At 32.8% G+C, this 15,630-nt stretch carries 17 protein-coding genes and 2 other annotated features; of the genes, 11 read left to right on the top strand and 6 right to left on the bottom strand.

What is annotated here, in order from left to right; translation table 11 throughout:
- Positions 1-59: 59 nt before the first annotated feature.
- A complete protein-coding gene (locus tag Q3V94_RS08410; protein ID WP_303526819.1) occupies positions 60-800 on the top strand; it encodes a DUF3800 domain-containing protein in 741 nt (246 codons plus the stop codon).
- A gap of 190 nt (positions 801-990) precedes the next feature.
- Here the strand turns inward: Q3V94_RS08410 and Q3V94_RS08405 are convergent, their stop codons facing one another.
- Positions 991-1,233 (bottom strand): ABC transporter substrate-binding protein, encoded by a 243-nt coding sequence (locus Q3V94_RS08405; protein ID WP_303526818.1) that lies wholly within the window; start codon positions 1,231-1,233, stop codon positions 991-993.
- 102 nt (positions 1,234-1,335) lie between these two features.
- Positions 1,336-2,622, bottom strand: a complete 1,287-nt coding sequence (locus Q3V94_RS08400; protein WP_303526817.1) for a dicarboxylate/amino acid:cation symporter — start codon at positions 2,620-2,622, stop codon at positions 1,336-1,338.
- Between the two features lie 78 nt (positions 2,623-2,700).
- Positions 2,701-2,942, bottom strand: a binding site (T-box leader).
- Positions 2,943-3,160: 218 nt separating this feature from the next.
- Between Q3V94_RS08400 and Q3V94_RS08395 the strand changes: the two genes are divergently transcribed.
- The 5 genes from Q3V94_RS08395 (at position 3,161) to Q3V94_RS08375 (ending at position 10,209) form a co-directional block, all read left to right on the top strand.
- Positions 3,161-4,333: an OFA family MFS transporter gene (locus tag Q3V94_RS08395; RefSeq protein ID WP_303526815.1), complete on the top strand. Its 1,173-nt coding sequence runs from the start codon at positions 3,161-3,163 to the stop codon at positions 4,331-4,333.
- Positions 4,334-4,341: 8 nt separating this feature from the next.
- Positions 4,342-5,493: a sugar MFS transporter gene (locus Q3V94_RS08390; protein ID WP_303526813.1), complete on the top strand. Its 1,152-nt coding sequence runs from the start codon at positions 4,342-4,344 to the stop codon at positions 5,491-5,493.
- Positions 5,494-5,546: 53 nt separating this feature from the next.
- The gene (locus Q3V94_RS08385) at positions 5,547-7,097 is read left to right on the top strand and encodes a hypothetical protein (protein WP_303526811.1); all 1,551 of its coding nucleotides are present in this window, start codon (positions 5,547-5,549) and stop codon (positions 7,095-7,097) included.
- Between the two features lie 49 nt (positions 7,098-7,146).
- Positions 7,147-7,352 (top strand) — a binding site (T-box leader).
- Positions 7,353-7,382: 30 nt separating this feature from the next.
- Positions 7,383-7,553 carry a hypothetical protein gene (locus Q3V94_RS08380; protein WP_274766007.1) on the top strand — a complete coding sequence of 57 codons (171 nt, stop codon included), beginning with the start codon at positions 7,383-7,385 and terminating at the stop codon, positions 7,551-7,553.
- A gap of 13 nt (positions 7,554-7,566) precedes the next feature.
- Positions 7,567-10,209: a valine--tRNA ligase gene (locus Q3V94_RS08375; RefSeq protein ID WP_303526808.1), complete on the top strand. Its 2,643-nt coding sequence runs from the start codon at positions 7,567-7,569 to the stop codon at positions 10,207-10,209.
- A gap of 29 nt (positions 10,210-10,238) precedes the next feature.
- On the opposite strand, the gene Q3V94_RS08370 is transcribed toward Q3V94_RS08375, so the two are convergent.
- On the bottom strand, positions 10,239-10,535 hold the full coding sequence (locus tag Q3V94_RS08370; RefSeq protein ID WP_274766006.1) for a hypothetical protein: 297 nt from the start codon (positions 10,533-10,535) through the stop codon (positions 10,239-10,241).
- A gap of 94 nt (positions 10,536-10,629) precedes the next feature.
- Between Q3V94_RS08370 and Q3V94_RS08365 the strand changes: the two genes are divergently transcribed.
- Both Q3V94_RS08365 and Q3V94_RS08360 read left to right on the top strand, forming a co-directional pair.
- The gene (locus Q3V94_RS08365; protein ID WP_303526807.1) at positions 10,630-11,919 is read left to right on the top strand and encodes a folylpolyglutamate synthase/dihydrofolate synthase family protein; all 1,290 of its coding nucleotides are present in this window, start codon (positions 10,630-10,632) and stop codon (positions 11,917-11,919) included.
- A gap of 47 nt (positions 11,920-11,966) precedes the next feature.
- Complete coding sequence (locus Q3V94_RS08360) at positions 11,967-12,140, top strand: hypothetical protein (protein ID WP_156792021.1); 174 nt, start codon at positions 11,967-11,969, stop codon at positions 12,138-12,140.
- Positions 12,141-12,157: 17 nt separating this feature from the next.
- On the opposite strand, the gene Q3V94_RS08355 is transcribed toward Q3V94_RS08360, so the two are convergent.
- The 3 genes from Q3V94_RS08355 to Q3V94_RS08345 form a co-directional block, all read right to left on the bottom strand.
- Complete coding sequence (locus Q3V94_RS08355; protein ID WP_008907832.1) at positions 12,158-12,679, bottom strand: DUF4364 family protein; 522 nt, start codon at positions 12,677-12,679, stop codon at positions 12,158-12,160.
- A gap of 100 nt (positions 12,680-12,779) precedes the next feature.
- Positions 12,780-13,022: an alpha/beta-type small acid-soluble spore protein gene (locus tag Q3V94_RS08350; RefSeq protein WP_008907833.1), complete on the bottom strand. Its 243-nt coding sequence runs from the start codon at positions 13,020-13,022 to the stop codon at positions 12,780-12,782.
- 149 nt (positions 13,023-13,171) lie between these two features.
- Positions 13,172-13,360: a hypothetical protein gene (locus Q3V94_RS08345; protein WP_303526802.1), complete on the bottom strand. Its 189-nt coding sequence runs from the start codon at positions 13,358-13,360 to the stop codon at positions 13,172-13,174.
- Positions 13,361-13,515: 155 nt separating this feature from the next.
- Here Q3V94_RS08345 and pdaB point away from each other — a divergent pair, with 155 nt between their 5' ends.
- From pdaB to Q3V94_RS08330, 3 genes are all read left to right on the top strand, one after another.
- Positions 13,516-14,292: a polysaccharide deacetylase family sporulation protein PdaB gene (gene pdaB, locus Q3V94_RS08340; RefSeq protein ID WP_303526801.1), complete on the top strand. Its 777-nt coding sequence runs from the start codon at positions 13,516-13,518 to the stop codon at positions 14,290-14,292.
- A 48-nt stretch (positions 14,293-14,340) separates the two neighbouring features.
- Positions 14,341-14,928 carry a Mur ligase family protein gene (locus tag Q3V94_RS08335; protein WP_008907835.1) on the top strand — a complete coding sequence of 196 codons (588 nt, stop codon included), beginning with the start codon at positions 14,341-14,343 and terminating at the stop codon, positions 14,926-14,928.
- 66 nt (positions 14,929-14,994) lie between these two features.
- Complete coding sequence (locus Q3V94_RS08330; RefSeq protein WP_303526800.1) at positions 14,995-15,618, top strand: single-stranded DNA-binding protein; 624 nt, start codon at positions 14,995-14,997, stop codon at positions 15,616-15,618.
- The last annotated feature ends 12 nt before the right edge of the window (positions 15,619-15,630 follow it).

Raw genomic sequence — 15,630 nt, 5'->3', positions numbered from 1 at the left:
ATTAATTACTTTATTATATGTTATAATTATTTTTAGTAGTTTTTGTAAGGGGTGAGATAATGTATTTTGTGTATATAGACGAAGCTGGGCAGCCGGGAGGATATGATAATTCAACTCAGAGAGTGAAGTCTGGAGCATCAAAGTATTTTACTTTAGCAGGAATATTAATACCTGCTGATGATACTATTAAATTGCAAAGAAAACTTAAGTTATTAAAATTACAACATAACCTTCCAACCGATAAAGAATTTAAGTGGAATGCTAAATATTCGCAGTTTGGCATTGACAAAGAAACTTATATTTCATATAGAGAAGGTATGGTGCAATTAATAAATGAATATAAAAATTCTGTGATAGTGGCAGTAATTGATAAGGATGAAGCATACAAAAAGAATTATATAAATAATCATCATGATGTATATGTTCAAGCATTACACTTAATAATGGAAAGAGTTCAGAAAGAGATAAATGACAGGAATTTGTTAAAGGAGCCTGTAATGTTTATGTTTGATAGTAGAAAAAATGATAAAAATTCAAAATTAGATGAGGAACTTCAGTTGTCATATATAAGAGCAACTGGATTAGGGACATATTATATGAGTTTTCCATATTTTTCTGAAACTCCTATATTTGTTGACTCAGATTATTCGGCTGGAGTTCAATTAGCTGATTATTGTGCAGGGATAACACATAGAGCATATGAAGCTGGGAAGAGTGATTGGTTTGAAAAAATAAAACCAGCTTTACGTAAAAGTAAAACTGGTAACATAACGGGTTATGGTTTAAAAGTTTTCCCATAAATAAAATCGGAGCTGAGGGGGATTTCCCAACACACTCAATAGGGAGTGCTACCTCAGCCTGTAAATGTATCTGTGTAACTATTATAACGCCAAAACAACCTTATGTCAAGGAGAGCTCTCTTAATATATATTATGAATAATAATAGCAAAAGTATACATTTTTGCAGGGAATTCCACCTCATTTGTTTTATTATATTATTTGTGATTTTGTAGTAGTTGTATCTGCACCTTGACCGGTTGAAAGTTCAATCTCCAAGCCTTCCTCTTCAAAAAATCCTTTGTTTATAGCAACATACATTGGTGCATAGAAGATGGATCTTACAACCTCGTTTAACCTAACCTTTGTAAGTTCCTGCGGCTTTTTTTGCCCACAGGAGGCAAAGATGAGAGTAAAACTTAATAAAATTGAAAGAAGGCTGAAAAGCTTTTTCATATAAACCTCCGTAATTTATTTTTGATATTTTATAATATGAATAGAGTAGTTACTTTGACACAATAAAAAACCACCAAGGAAAAGTCTTGGTGGTTTTAAAACTTAACTATTTAATATATTTAAATCGATTTCCTTTTCGCTTGAAGCTACAACTAAGGCAGAAACCGATGCACCCGTAACGTTTGTCATAGTTCTTGCCATATCTACTATGACGTCAACTCCAAGGAGCATTGCAAGGCCTTCAATAGGTAAACCTAATGAGGCTAATACTACTGTTGCTGCTAAAGATGCCGTCCCAGGAACGCCCGCAATTCCTATCGATGATAATGTTGTAGTTGCAATTAAGATTAAATAATGATTGATAGATAAGTCTTTATTAAACATATTCGCAACGAATATCGCAACTAAAGCAGGATAAATTCCTCCACAAGCGTTCATCCCCGCAGTAGCTCCTATTGGCGCTACAAAATTAGCGATCTTTTCGGAGATTCCTACACCTTCTGTTAAAGACTTTATTGTTACTGGTAAAGTTCCAAAGCTGCTTTGTGTTGAGAAGGCAACAACTTGGGCAGGATATATCTTTTTAAAGAACTTTAATGGATTTACTTTAGCAACAAAGGCTACAATTCCTGTATGGACAATTGCTATTTGCAGTAGGCAGGCTACATATACTGCTATAATAAATCTTATCAGAGGAAGAAGAGTAGCAATGCCGTATTGGGTAGAAATAGAAGCAATTAATCCATAAACTCCATAAGGTGTTAGTGAGATAACTATTTTAGTTAATCTTGAAATCACACGATTAAGTTGTATAAAGAATTCACGGACAATTTTTATTGAATCCATATTTTTTTCGCCTTCAATTGCTAGAGAAATTGCAATTAAAATTGAAAAAATTATTACAGGAATAATCTTTCCATTTGCCATCTCATTTACTGGATTTTTAGGAATCATATCTAGGAAAACTTGCGTAAATTTAGGTATTTCCCTTGCCTTAAATTCTGGAACATTGATAAAATTATACCCTGCTCCAACATTTAGGATATTTCCAACTAAAAGGCCTATGAAGGTTGCAATTGCTGTGGTTAACATTAAAATTGAGATAGCTTTAATAGCTATTCTTTTTAAATCATCTGTATTTGAAAATTTATTAATGCTTGTAATAATTGATGTAATGATAAGTGGTAAAACCAGCATTTTAATTAAGCTTATATATGTTTGTCCTATTAAACTAAATACGTTTTCTTCATTTTTTAGAACTATTCCCGAAATTAATCCTAATGTCAATGCTATTAATGATATAAGAGAAAAGGATACTTTTTTGTTTTTTATAAATTTGATTATGCTAAAGGAAATTGTTGTTAATATCAAAGCAAATACAGTTGACATATTTATTAATACCTCCTTAAAGTTTTTTATTTTTAACTGCGCGCAGTTTTTAACAATAAAAAAACCTTCTGCCTCTTAATCAGAGGCAGAAGGTTATCTTCCGCGGTTCCACTCTGCTTAGGGACAAAAAGCCCCTATCTCGTTTTCAGGTGCTAACACACCATATCTCTATAACGGGAGAACCCGTCACGGCCTACTATAAACTTCGACCTAACACTCATAGGGGCACTTCAGTTATACTACATCATAGGATTCTCTCAGCCAAGGAATCCCTCTCTGTATGACTTGTATAACCTACTTTCCCTAATCATCGTGTTTAAATCATACTATTTTACTCGATTTTGTTTTAATTATAAATGGTAAACATCCATAAATCAATGAATATTGATGTTTTGAATAAATAGACCAACATCTATAGAAATAATAAATATGTTTGTCTAGTTAGATATTTAACAAAAAAGGTCTTTATTTTCCTATCTTGTTTATTATGGTAAAATAATAAAAGCAAAATATAATGGTTAAAAATAGGAGGGTTGATATGAAGGTATTCAGATGGGTGTATGTAATTTTAGGTATATTAATTTTTTTATGTCTAGGGACTGTATATTCATGGAGTATATTTAGAAAACCCTTAGAGGAGGCTTTAAAACTATCATCAACACAAAGCGGATTACCTTTCATGGTGTTTCTTGCCTTTTATGCTCTTTTAATGCCCTTTGGTGGCAAATTAATCGATAGATATCATCCTAGGAATGTTCTTATTTTCGGAGGAGTTTTAGTTGGCTTAGGTTGGATACTTTCCTCGTGGGCAAAGAATATTTGGTTTTTGGTTTTTACTTATGGTATTATTGCAGGAAGTGGTGTCGGAATAGCTTATGGTGTCCCAATTAGTGTTGTTTCGCGATGGTTTTATGACAAAAAGGGGCTTGCATTAGGAGTGTTGCTTTCAGGTTTTGGGCTTTCACCATTTATAACTGCTCCCATCGCTAAAAGACTTATAGACATGAATGGAGTATTTACAACGTTTAAAATATTAGGTGTTGCCTTTTTAATTATTGTTATATTATTGGCATTGCCCTTTAAATTTCCAGATGAATTAAAAGTTGAAAAAACTGAAGACGGTATATCAATAACTCCAATGGAGATGTTAAAAACTTCAAAATTTTATGCGCTGTGGTTTTGTTTTATGGTGGCAACACTAGTAGGTCTTATGATTATTGGAATAACAGGGCCGGTTGGAGAAGACATTATAAAAATTGATAGTAAAAAAATCGCCATCTTTATTTCAGTTTTTTCTGCATTTAATGGGATTGGAAGGCCCTCCTTTGGATGGCTAACTGATTTGTTAAGTCCCATTAGGGTTATTTCATTATCTTATGTTTTGATAATTTTGTCGGCTATTTTATTTATAACATTTAAAGAAGGTTCTGTTGTGCTATTTATTGTATCATTTGCTTTGTTTTGGATGAACTTTGGAGGATGGCTTGCTATAGCACCAGCATTAACATCAAAATTTTTTGGAAGCAGGTTCTATAGCCAAAATTATGGTATTGTTTTTACGGCTTATGGTTTTGGTGCTATAATAGGAAACTTATTGTCAGGAATGCTGAAGGATTTTTTAGGAAGTTACAAATATGTAGCTTATCCTATAATTGGATTTGTAATCATCGCTTTAATAGTTGCTAATGTTTATTTAAAAAGGGAGGACTAAGTGGATAAATGAAAAAATATATCGTTACAACTATTTATATATTTATATTCATGACTTTTATTGGTTTTTCTGAAAATATGAGGGGGCTTTTTATTCCGATATTTAAGGAAGAATTTAGGATAAACAATAGCATGATTGGAGTAATGCTAACGGTTTCATCATTAGCATATATAATTTATCAATACATAGGAGGAATATTAATACAAAGGCACGGTCATAAAAGGATTTATTTATCGAGTTTGATTCTAATAATACTTTCATTTTTGATGATATGGAAATCGGGGAGTTTTTATATATTACTTTTGGCCATGTTTATATTTAATGTTGGGGTATCCCTATTTTCTATATCTACCAATTCACTTATACCGGTTTTGTTTATAGGCTATCAGGCAATTCTAATGAATCTAACTCACTTTTGCTATGGGCTTGGAACTTCAGCAGGGCAAAGAACTGTTGGAATACTACTAAAAAGAGGGCTAAATTGGAGGGAAGCTTATCTTGGTAGTGCGCTAGTGTTTTTTATTCTTTTACTTATTTTCTTTTTTATTAAATTTCCACAGGTTGATGTTGATAAAGCAGATAAAGGGGTTAAATTTTTAGATGCAATAAAGGACAAAAGGATTCTTTTATTTGTTGCAGCATTAGGCCTTTATGTTTTTTCTGAGCTTTCGGTTGCCAATTGGTTCGCTAATTTTATGATAACCGGATATTCCCTTGATGGTTTAACTGCCTCCTACTATCTTTCTTTATTCTTCTTTATATTTACGATTGGAAGATTTTTAGGGGGATTTGTAGTAGAAAAGATAGGCCATTTTAATGCATTATTTTTATATTTTTCAATAGCTATCCTTTTATTTACCGTGGGACTTGTTTTAGGGGAAAAATATTTAATTTTGATTTCAGCTTCCGGCTTCTTTTTTTCAATAGGTTTTCCAACCATAGTTCTCCTTGTTAGCAATACCTTTCAAAAAAATAGAACATATATATTAGGATTGGTTATTGCCCTTACATCGACGGTAAATATGATATTAAATTTTCTTGTGGGTTTTTTGAATGACACCATTGGAGTTTATTATACATTCTTTTTGATTCCTATTGCTCTTTTAGTTTCTTTGACGATACTGATTTATATAAAATTAAAAGTTTGGGAAAATAGTTGAATATATAGATAAATGTGGTAATATTGAATTAGAGATGTTTTGGGGTGATGGGGATGAAGAAAAAATTATTACTGGGGTATTTAATTATTGCTGTTTTAGCTATTTTTATGCATTATAAAACTATTTATGACGAGATTATAAAACCGCCTTCTGATAAATGGTCTAAGGAAGTAGAAATTTCTAAGGCAAAGTCAAAGAGCTATCCTAAAGTTTTAAAAATGGGAGAAAATTATTTAATTGCCTTTGATGATGGGCAAAATATAAATCTTGTTACTATAGATAAATTAGGTAATAAGATCAAAGAAAAAAGCATAGATGCAATGGATGAAATGGTAAGAAGTTTAAGCCTTATTACCGATGGAAAAAATATTTACTTAAGCTGGATAATTTCTAACTCAGGAGTTAAAAGTTTAATTCAGGCTAAGCTCGATGGCAATCTTAATGTTTTAAATACCAATCAATATTTTAATGTTTACGATAGTGCTCAAATTGGCGATAATGCTATTGCTATATCAACTATTGATAGAATTGAAATTTTAGATGTAAAAAATAATAAAAAATATACTATCAATGAAAACAGAGCAACTCATCTTGCTGGAGCGGAAGCAAACGGAAAAATTATGATTTCATATCTTATAGGTGAAAATGAATTCAAATATGCAACGATTGATGATGGAGAAGTAAAAGCCGAGTATATAGGAACTGTTGGTAAGGGCGTTTTTGATAGTTTTGGAGATGTAGCTTTATCCTTTGACAAAAATTATGGATATTTGCTTGTTGAGAACAAGGTTAAAGGACAATTTGGCAATATAATTGCTATAGTATTTAATTTAGATGGAAGCAATTATAATATATCAAAATTGAAAGTAGGATATATAAGATATCTTTATAACCCACAAACTGTATCGGCAGGTGAAGGGGCTGTTTTTGTAGCAGGGTCTGAAAGAAAGGTTGGGAAAAAGGATGAGCAGTATGACATAGTTGAATTTTTAATGGATGGAGAGGAGATTAAGGAATATAATTATATTTCAAAGACGTCAAAACCATCCATGATGCCCTATTATTATGATAATTATGTAGCCTTTGCAGATTATTTAGGTGATGGAGTATATAAGATAAATTTAACATCTAGCACAGATGAATTTAAAGGGATACACAACAGAGTAAGGCCAATAGAAAGGTTAGAAGCTTTTTATAAAACCGTTATAACAATTATAAATAGCCTTCTTTATATCTTTATATACGGAATTTCGTGGATATTTGTTGGTTTATTGTTGGTTTCCATTTTTATGTTTTTCCAATATTCTTTAAAGGATTCAAAAAAACTTTTAACCTTTATCCTTATTTATTTAATAACTTTCATTGCTAAAATATATACCGTATATAGGATATCCTATATAACATTTGGAAATTTATTACCATCATATATGGCAAATATTCTAATAGGCATTTTGATTAATATAATAATAAGCCTACTTACATTGAAACATGGTTACGATGATTATAAAAACAATATTTTTGAATCTCCATTTATGCCATTTTCAAAGGCATTAGTTATCGATACATTCTTAACGCAACTTATTTTTGTTCCATTTATAATTTAGATTGACAAAAAGAGAATATTAAATATAAAATAAAATAAAAAATAAAAATTTAAAGGCTGTGAAAAAGAGGAGTAGGCAGTCAAAACTTACAGAGAGGAAGGTCCAAAGGTTGAGAGGCCTTCTAAGTCCCTTGCTGCTGAAGGTAGCTTTGGAGCCTTCCACCTGAAATAAAGTAGGGTGGAACGGGAGACCGTTATCTAAATGAGTGCCAGGTTTTCTGGAATAAAGGTGGTACCGCGGTCCCTCGCCCTTTTTTGGGTGAGGGATTTTTTATTGGGGGTGTCTATGAAAATGGCAATTTTTTTAATGATCATTGGGGCAATTTTAGTTTATGGGGCAAACTTTATAGTTAGCATTTTCAGAGTCAGAAATGATTATAAAAATATTTTGCTTATTAAAACAGTAGGTTTAACCATCGCTGTTATAGGCATTTTAAAAATATTCGAGATAATATAGGAGGGATATTATTATGGAGGATAGGAATTTAGCAAAAACCTATAACCCTAAGGATTTTGAAGAAAGATTATATAACGAATGGCTTCATAAGGGATATTTTACCCCAAAGATTGACAAGTCAAAGGAGCCCTTTACAATAATGATTCCGCCACCAAACATAACAGGACAGCTTCACATGGGCCATGCCCTTGACAACACTTTGCAGGATGTCCTAATTAGATGGAAGAGAATGCAAGGGTATACAACCCTTTGGCTTCCTGGTGAAGATCATGCAAGCATTGCAACAGAAGTTAAGGTTGAAGCAGAACTTGAAAAGCAGGGACTTTATAAAAAGCAAATTGGAAGGGAAAAATTCCTTGAAAAGGTTTGGGAGTGGACACATAAATATAGGGCAAGAATTAGAGAACAGCTTATGAAAATGGGCGCCTCCTGCGACTGGACTAGAGAAAGATTTACGATGGATGAAGGATTAAATAGAGCTGTAAGGGAAGTTTTCGTAAGACTTTATGAAAAGGGACTTATTTATCAAGGAAATAGAATAATAAACTGGTGTCCTAAATGTATGACTGCCCTTTCAGATGCTGAAATTGAATACGAAGAAAAGGAAGGAAGGCTTTATCATATAAAATATCCTGTTAAGGATTCTGATGAGTATGTTATTGTTGCAACAACAAGGCCGGAAACGATGCTTGGCGACGTTGCGGTTGCAGTTAATCCAAATGATGAAAGATACAAACATCTTATAGGAAAAAATTTGATACTGCCTTTAGTTAATAGGGAAATTCCTGTAATTGCAGATGAATATGTTGACATGGAATTTGGAACAGGATGCGTAAAGATAACTCCTGCCCATGATCCAAACGACTTTGAGGTAGGGCAAAGACATAACCTTCCTCAAATAGTTGTTATGAATGAAGATGGAAGGATGAATAGCCTTGCAGGAAAATATGAAGGGCTTGAAAGATATGAGGCTAGAAAACAAGTTCTTAAGGATCTGGAGGAAAAGGGATTACTTCTTAAAGTAGAAGAACATAACCACAACGTTGGAACCCATGATAGATGTAAAACTGTTGTTGAGCCACTTTTATCGAAGCAATGGTTTGTAAAAATGAAGCCTTTAGCAGAACCTGCAATAAAGGCTGTTAAAGAAGGAAAGGTTCAATTTATTCCAGAAAGATTTGCAAAGGTTTATTTTAATTGGATGGAAAATATTCAAGATTGGTGTATATCAAGACAGCTCTGGTGGGGACATAGAATTCCTGTATGGTATTGTGATGATTGTGGAAGGCTTACTGTTCAGGTTGAGGATGCAACAAAGTGTGCCCACTGCGGTTCAACTAACATCCATCAGGATGAGGATGTATTAGATACATGGTTTAGTTCAGCCCTTTGGCCCTTCTCAACTTTAGGATGGCCGGAAAAAACAGAAGATCTTGAATATTTCTATCCAACCAGCGTTTTAGTGACTGGATATGACATAATATTCTTCTGGGTTGCAAGGATGATATTCTCAGGAATAGAACATATGGGGGAAGTTCCGTTTAAATATGTTTTAATTCATGGAATAGTTAGGGATTCACAAGGAAGAAAGATGTCAAAGTCCTTAGGAAACGGAATTGATCCTCTTGAAATAATAGATCAATACGGTGCAGATGCCTTAAGGTTTACTTTAGTTACAGGAAATTCACCTGGAAATGATATGAGATTTTACATGGAAAGGGTAGAGGCTGCAAGAAACTTCGCAAATAAAATCTGGAATGCAGCAAGATTTGCCCTTATGAACTTGGATGATGAAGTATTAAAGTCATTTGATGAAACTTACTTAAATACAGCAGACAAATGGATACTTAGCAGATTAAATAAGGTTGTAGGAGAGGTTACAGAAAATCTTAATAAATTTGAACTTGGAATTGCCCTTCAAAAGATATATGATTTTATATGGTCTGAGGTTTGTGACTGGTATATTGAGCTTATAAAACCAAGGCTCTATGGTGAAGATGTTAAAGATAAGGCCTCAGCCCAAAGGGTATTAAAGGAAGTGTTAGTAGACAGCTTAAAACTTTTACATCCCTTCATGCCGTTTATAACTGAGGAAATATATAAACATCTTACAGATGAGATGCCTTCCATAACTATTGCAAGATGGCCTGAATATAGAGAAGATAGAGTATTCGAAAAAGAAGAAGTAAATATGAACCATGTTATAGATGCAATAAGGGCAGTGAGAAACATAAGAACTGAAATGAATGTTCCAAATTCAAGAAGGGCAAAGGTTATGATTTTACCTGCAAGTATAGATATAAAAGGTGCCTTTGAGGAAGGAAGAATATATTTTGAAAAGCTAGCCTATGCTTCAGAAGTAATTTTCCCTGATAAGGAAGAAATTCCAAAGGATGCTGTTTCAAAGGTTATTCCAGGGGGAGAAATATTCTTACCTCTTGAAGACCTTATAGACAGGGAAAAGGAAATTGAAAGGCTTTCAAAGGAAAAGGAAAAATTAGAAAAGGAAGTAGAAAGGGTAAACAATAAGCTTTCAAATCCAGGATTTATTAACAAGGCGCCACAAAAGGTTGTTGATGAGGAAAAGGCAAAGAAGGAAATGTATGAGGATATGTTAAGAAAAGTTATAGAAAGATTAGAGGCTTTAAAAAATTAAAATAAGGCACCTTAACGGTGCCTTATGCTTCAGCAATCCTTATGATGATGATCTTCTTTATCATCTAAGAAGTTTTTAACAACCTTTTGACAATCTGTAATTACCTCACAAATACAATCGATGTCGATAAATTTAATTGGGCAGTAGCACTTTTTGTCTGGGAATTCAGCTATTAAAACGTTATCACATACAGCAAGAACTTTTACCCATTCTTCGCAGCAGCCCTTTAAAACAATTAGAACCTTTTCACCCTTAAGGGCTTCAAGAATAGATTTGATTGAACACCATGGATGTGGATGTTGTGGATAGAATGGTCCTCCTGACATTATTTTCCCTCCTTCTTAAAATTTATCCTAATATAAATTATGACAGTTAACGACAATGTGTGACAAAATATGCAAATTTTTGGGGGAGATAAACATGAACTACAAAGAGGCTTTAAACTACATTGAAGGCATAGGAAAATTCGGGATGAACTTAGGCCTTGATAGGATTAAAAGGATATGCAGTCTCATGGATAATCCAGAGGATAAATTAAAGGTTATTCATATTGCAGGAACTAATGGAAAGGGATCGACGACCACATTTATATCCTCTATTTTAAAGGAACAAGGTTATAGGGTAGGGATATACACATCACCTTATATAGAAAGGTTTACCGAAAGGATAAAGATAAACGATGAGGAAATAAAGGAGGAGGAAGTGGCTGAATATTTAGATTACTTGATCCCTTTAATTGAAATGGTAGAAAAGGAAGGCTTTGGAAAGCCTACTGAGTTTGAAATAATTACGGCAATGGCCTTTAAATATTTTTATGATAAAAATGTCGATTATGTTGTTTTAGAGGTTGGACTTGGAGGAAGGTTTGATGCAACTAATGTTGTTAATCCTATTCTTACAGTTATAACAACAATAAGCTACGATCACATGAATGTTCTTGGAAATACATTGTCACAAATTGCATTCGAGAAGGCAGGAATAATAAAAGAAGGGGTGCCCTTAGTTCTTTATCCTCAAGAAAAGGAAGCCTATGAGGTTATAAAGCAGGTTGCAAAGGAAAAGGGCGCAAAAATATATCATGTTGAGGATTTGAAATATAATCTTAAAGAGAACACTGTAGATGGAATAATATTTGATGTTGAAGGTTACAAAAATTATAGGGATATAAAAATAAATCTTTTAGGACTACATCAAATAAACAACGCCTTAACAAGCATTATGGCTGTTGAGGTTTTAAGGGAGCTTGGGGTTGAAGTTAGTAATGATGCTCTATATAAAGGCCTAAAGGAAGCAAAATGGCCGGGAAGATTTGAAATTTTAAAGAAAAATCCATATATGGTTTTAGATGGTGGACATAATATTCAGGGTATTAATGCACTAGTGGATTCTATGAAACATTATTTTAATAACAAAAAAACATTAATAGTAACAGGAATGCTAAGGGATAAGGATTATGAAAATATGCTTGAGAAGCTCTTTGAGATAAGCAGTGATTTTGTAACGGTTACGCCGAATAGTCCAAGGGCTCTATCAGAGGAAGAATTAAAAAATATAATTATTGCTAAAGGGAAAAGGGCTGAGGCTAAAAAAAATATAGCTGATGCGGTAAATTTGGCTATAGAACGTTCTAGAGAATTCGATGTAATTTTATTTTGCGGATCCCTTTATATGATTGGCGAAGCAAGAACCATACTAAAATCATTATTATAGGTTTAACATCATATATTTATATATAGCGATTTTTTGAGGTTAACGTTTTGAGTGAACTGGAGAAAATTGAAATGGCGTATAAATTATATTATCTTGCTAATAAGCTTCAGGATAAAGTTCCCAAACCCATCCTCGAGTTTTCAAAGAAGATTTGCAATGAATATGTCAAGATGGCTAAGGAAAATGGGATTAAAAGTGATTTAAGGAATATATTAAAATAAATCCGGGTTTCCCCGGATTATTCTTTTAAAAGATCTATTATTTTTTCATATAAAGTAACATAATTTCTTTCCCAATTTTCGCATATGGATGTTGCCTTTTCTAATGAGGATGTCCTTAGCCTAAGGTCAAATATTATTTTCTCATTTTCAAGAAGTTTGATATCCACAAAGTATTCATTCCCAATAGCTTCATATCTTGAAATGGTAGTGTATTTGTTTTCAGGTTCTATATTTTGATCCTTTAAATAATCATCTATTACCTTCAGCTTTTTTTCAGGGATTCTGTCTATAAAAAATTCTAAAGTTCTTTTTCCCTTTAATGAAATTCTTAATAATTGCTTGTTTATTTCTTTATTTATTTCTATAAATCCGCTTTCAATAAGTTCTGATATGTATTGCTGCAATGAAAAATAGTTTATTAAATTGTTTTCAAGAACTATTTGTGTAAGGGAAGAGTTTGTGATTGGGGTATCGATTTTATTTAGGATATATAATATAAGCAATTTATTTTCAGCAAGTTCAGTCGTATCTCTATACATTATATCCCTCCAAAAAAATAATTAGGGCATTACATTTTATATTATAACAGCATTTAATATAAATTTTCAATAAAAATGCTCCCTTTCGGGAGCTTTAAGATCATATTTTATCCGGCATTTTTCCGTTTAATATTTCCTTTTCAGCCATTGCAATTAATCTTTTAACTATGGTTCCTCCGACTCTACCACAATCTCTAGATGAAATGTTGCCCCAATAATCTTCAGAACCTTGATATACAGGTATTCCAAGTTCTGATGCGATTTCATACTTCATATTATCAAGAGCCTTGTGAACCTCAGGAACCAGTTGGCTTCTTCCATGATATTCTTGTCCTGCTGCCATTTTATAACCTCCTTTTTAGAATATGTAATATTGTTTCCTTATGGGGGTGATGAATAAGAATGTATCTTATTAATAATTTGTGTAATTTTGGGTCGAATATACAAGAAATTTCTGGTTATTAGTTAAAAAAGTGCGGCCTTTGCCGCACTTTAGGTCAATTTATCCTTTATAGGGATTTTGTAGTTTTTTCTAGTCCCATGCTTGTGAGCACTTTTTAATTGAGCTTTTTGGGATTTGGCTTCTCTATGATAGTGCCTATCCTGACCTAGGAGGTTTTCAGATGCAAATTCAGTTTGGTGACCAAACAGATTTGTAAATCTAGCTCTTCGCATGGTCATACAAAACCCCTCCTTTTAATTGACCTATAATTAGTTTTTACAAAAAAAAGATAATTATTATATTTCTGGTGCAGGCATATTTTTATGCCTGCATATAATATTTTTTGTGTAAAAATAATAAATATTTATTGTAATAAAATTTTGGAGGGAATCGGGTGAAGGTTGTAGTTATTTCAAAAAAATCATTAGCAAAATCAATGATAGTTATGTTTATTTTTTTATTTTCCATTCTTTATGCTGCAACAGGGAGGTATGAACTTTTAAATGTGTTTTTGAATACTCAAAGGGAACTCCCAATTTACTGTGTGGAAACTGATGAAAAAAAGATTGCAATAACCTTTGATGCAGCTTGGGGAAATGAATATACAGATGAAATATTAGATATATTAGAAAAAAATGGAGTAAGGGCTACCTTTTTCTTAGTAGGAAGTTGGGTGGATAAATATCCTGAGACGGTTAAAAAGATTTTTGAAAAGGGACATGAAATAGGGAATCATTCAACTACTCATCCTCATTTTTCTCAGATAACCCCGGATAAAATGAAGGAGGAGATATTTAAAACCAGCGACAAAATAAAGAGGATTACAGGGAAAGGGACTAATCTTTTTAGACCTCCCTTTGGAGATTATAATAGCCTGGTGGTAAAAACGGTAAAGGAAACAGGCCATTTCTGCATACAATGGGATGTGGATTCAATCGACTGGAAGGATCCAGGTGAAGATGTTATATATAGTAGGGTTGTTAGTAGGGTTACAAATGGCTCTATAATACTTTTCCATAATTACGCCAAGCAAACTCCTAAGGTTTTAGACGGAATTTTAAAGGAGCTAAAAAGAAAAGGATATGAATTTGTAACTGTATCGGAGCTTATTTATAAGGAAAATTATTATATTGATCATACAGGGAGGCAGAAACCCATTAAGAATAACTAACGAAGAATTAGACAAAATAAATAACAGAAGATAAAACGGGGTGATGCAATGCTAGTTATTGGAATATTAGGAAGCAGAGGCAAGTCTAAAGTTTTAGAAATTATTTATGAGGAACTTAAAGAACATGGCAAAGAAGTTGTATGCATAGGAACCCACGACAATTCTAATGAGGCTTTTGAAAAAATATTATTTAAAGAAGTTGAATATGTTCTTATTGCCATATCAAGGGAGGATTTAATAGAAGATAGGATATCCAAAATAAAATTTGATGTGATTATTAATCTTGGCTTTGATGCAATGGAAGATTTAAATGATAAGATAGCAGAGGTTGTGGAAAATATAAAGGAAGAAGGTTATTATATATTCAATTCAGATTTTAATTTTCCTATAAATCTTAATCATTCAAATATCTATGTCATATCCTATGGTCTTAACGATAAATCAACAGTTACAGCAACAAGTATAGATGATCTAACTTGCCTTTGCTTTAGCTTTTGCCTGCAAAGGGCTATTGTAAATATCAATGGAGACCTTATTCAACCCTTTGAAAAGCCTTATGAAGTTATAGGCAAATACCATGATGTTTATTATTATCTTGCTGCTTTAACTTGTTTGATGATTTTTGGAATTATTTAGTAATAATGTTTTTGGAATTTGAATATTTATATTTTAGATATAAAACACGAAGGGAGAGGGATGGGGATGCAAAATTTATTTTTGACAAACAAAGCCTATGTTGAGGGGAAAATAGTTTCACCTCTAACCTTTAGCCATGAAATGTATGGTGAGGGCTTTTACAACTTTTTCATTGAAGTTCCAAGATTAAGCCAAACTGTTGACGTTTTGCCGGTTACTGTATCGGAGAGGCTTATAGCCAACCTTGATATGTCCCAGGGAAATTTAATTTCTATAGAGGGTCAGATAAGATCCTATAATAGAGTGGTTGACGGGGCAAGTAGACTCCTTCTTACCATTTTTGCAAGGGATATAAAAAGGATTGATACAATTTCAGACAAGCCTAATGAAATAAGCCTCGATGGTTACATATGCAAGCAGCCTGTTTATAGAACAACTCCCCTTGGGAGGGAAATTACCGACATATTGATAGCTGTAAATAGGGCATACAACAAATCCGATTATGTTCCAGCTATTGCATGGGGTAGGAATGCCAGATTTTCTAGCAAGTTCGAAGTAGGGACCCATGTGAAGATTTGGGGCAGAATGCAGAGCAGGGAATATGAAAAGAAACTATCAGATGACAACATAGTAAAAAGGATTGCCTATGAAGTTTCAATTTCAAAACTTGAAAAGGTAGAGGATGAATAAAGGAAGTAGCAT

Source organism: Caloramator sp. CAR-1 (assembly GCF_030546345.1).
Lineage (GTDB): Bacteria > Bacillota > Clostridia > Clostridiales > Caloramatoraceae > Caloramator > Caloramator australicus.
The sequence above is the reverse complement of the archived record's forward strand: the minus strand, read 5'-3'. Positions and strand labels throughout refer to the sequence as shown.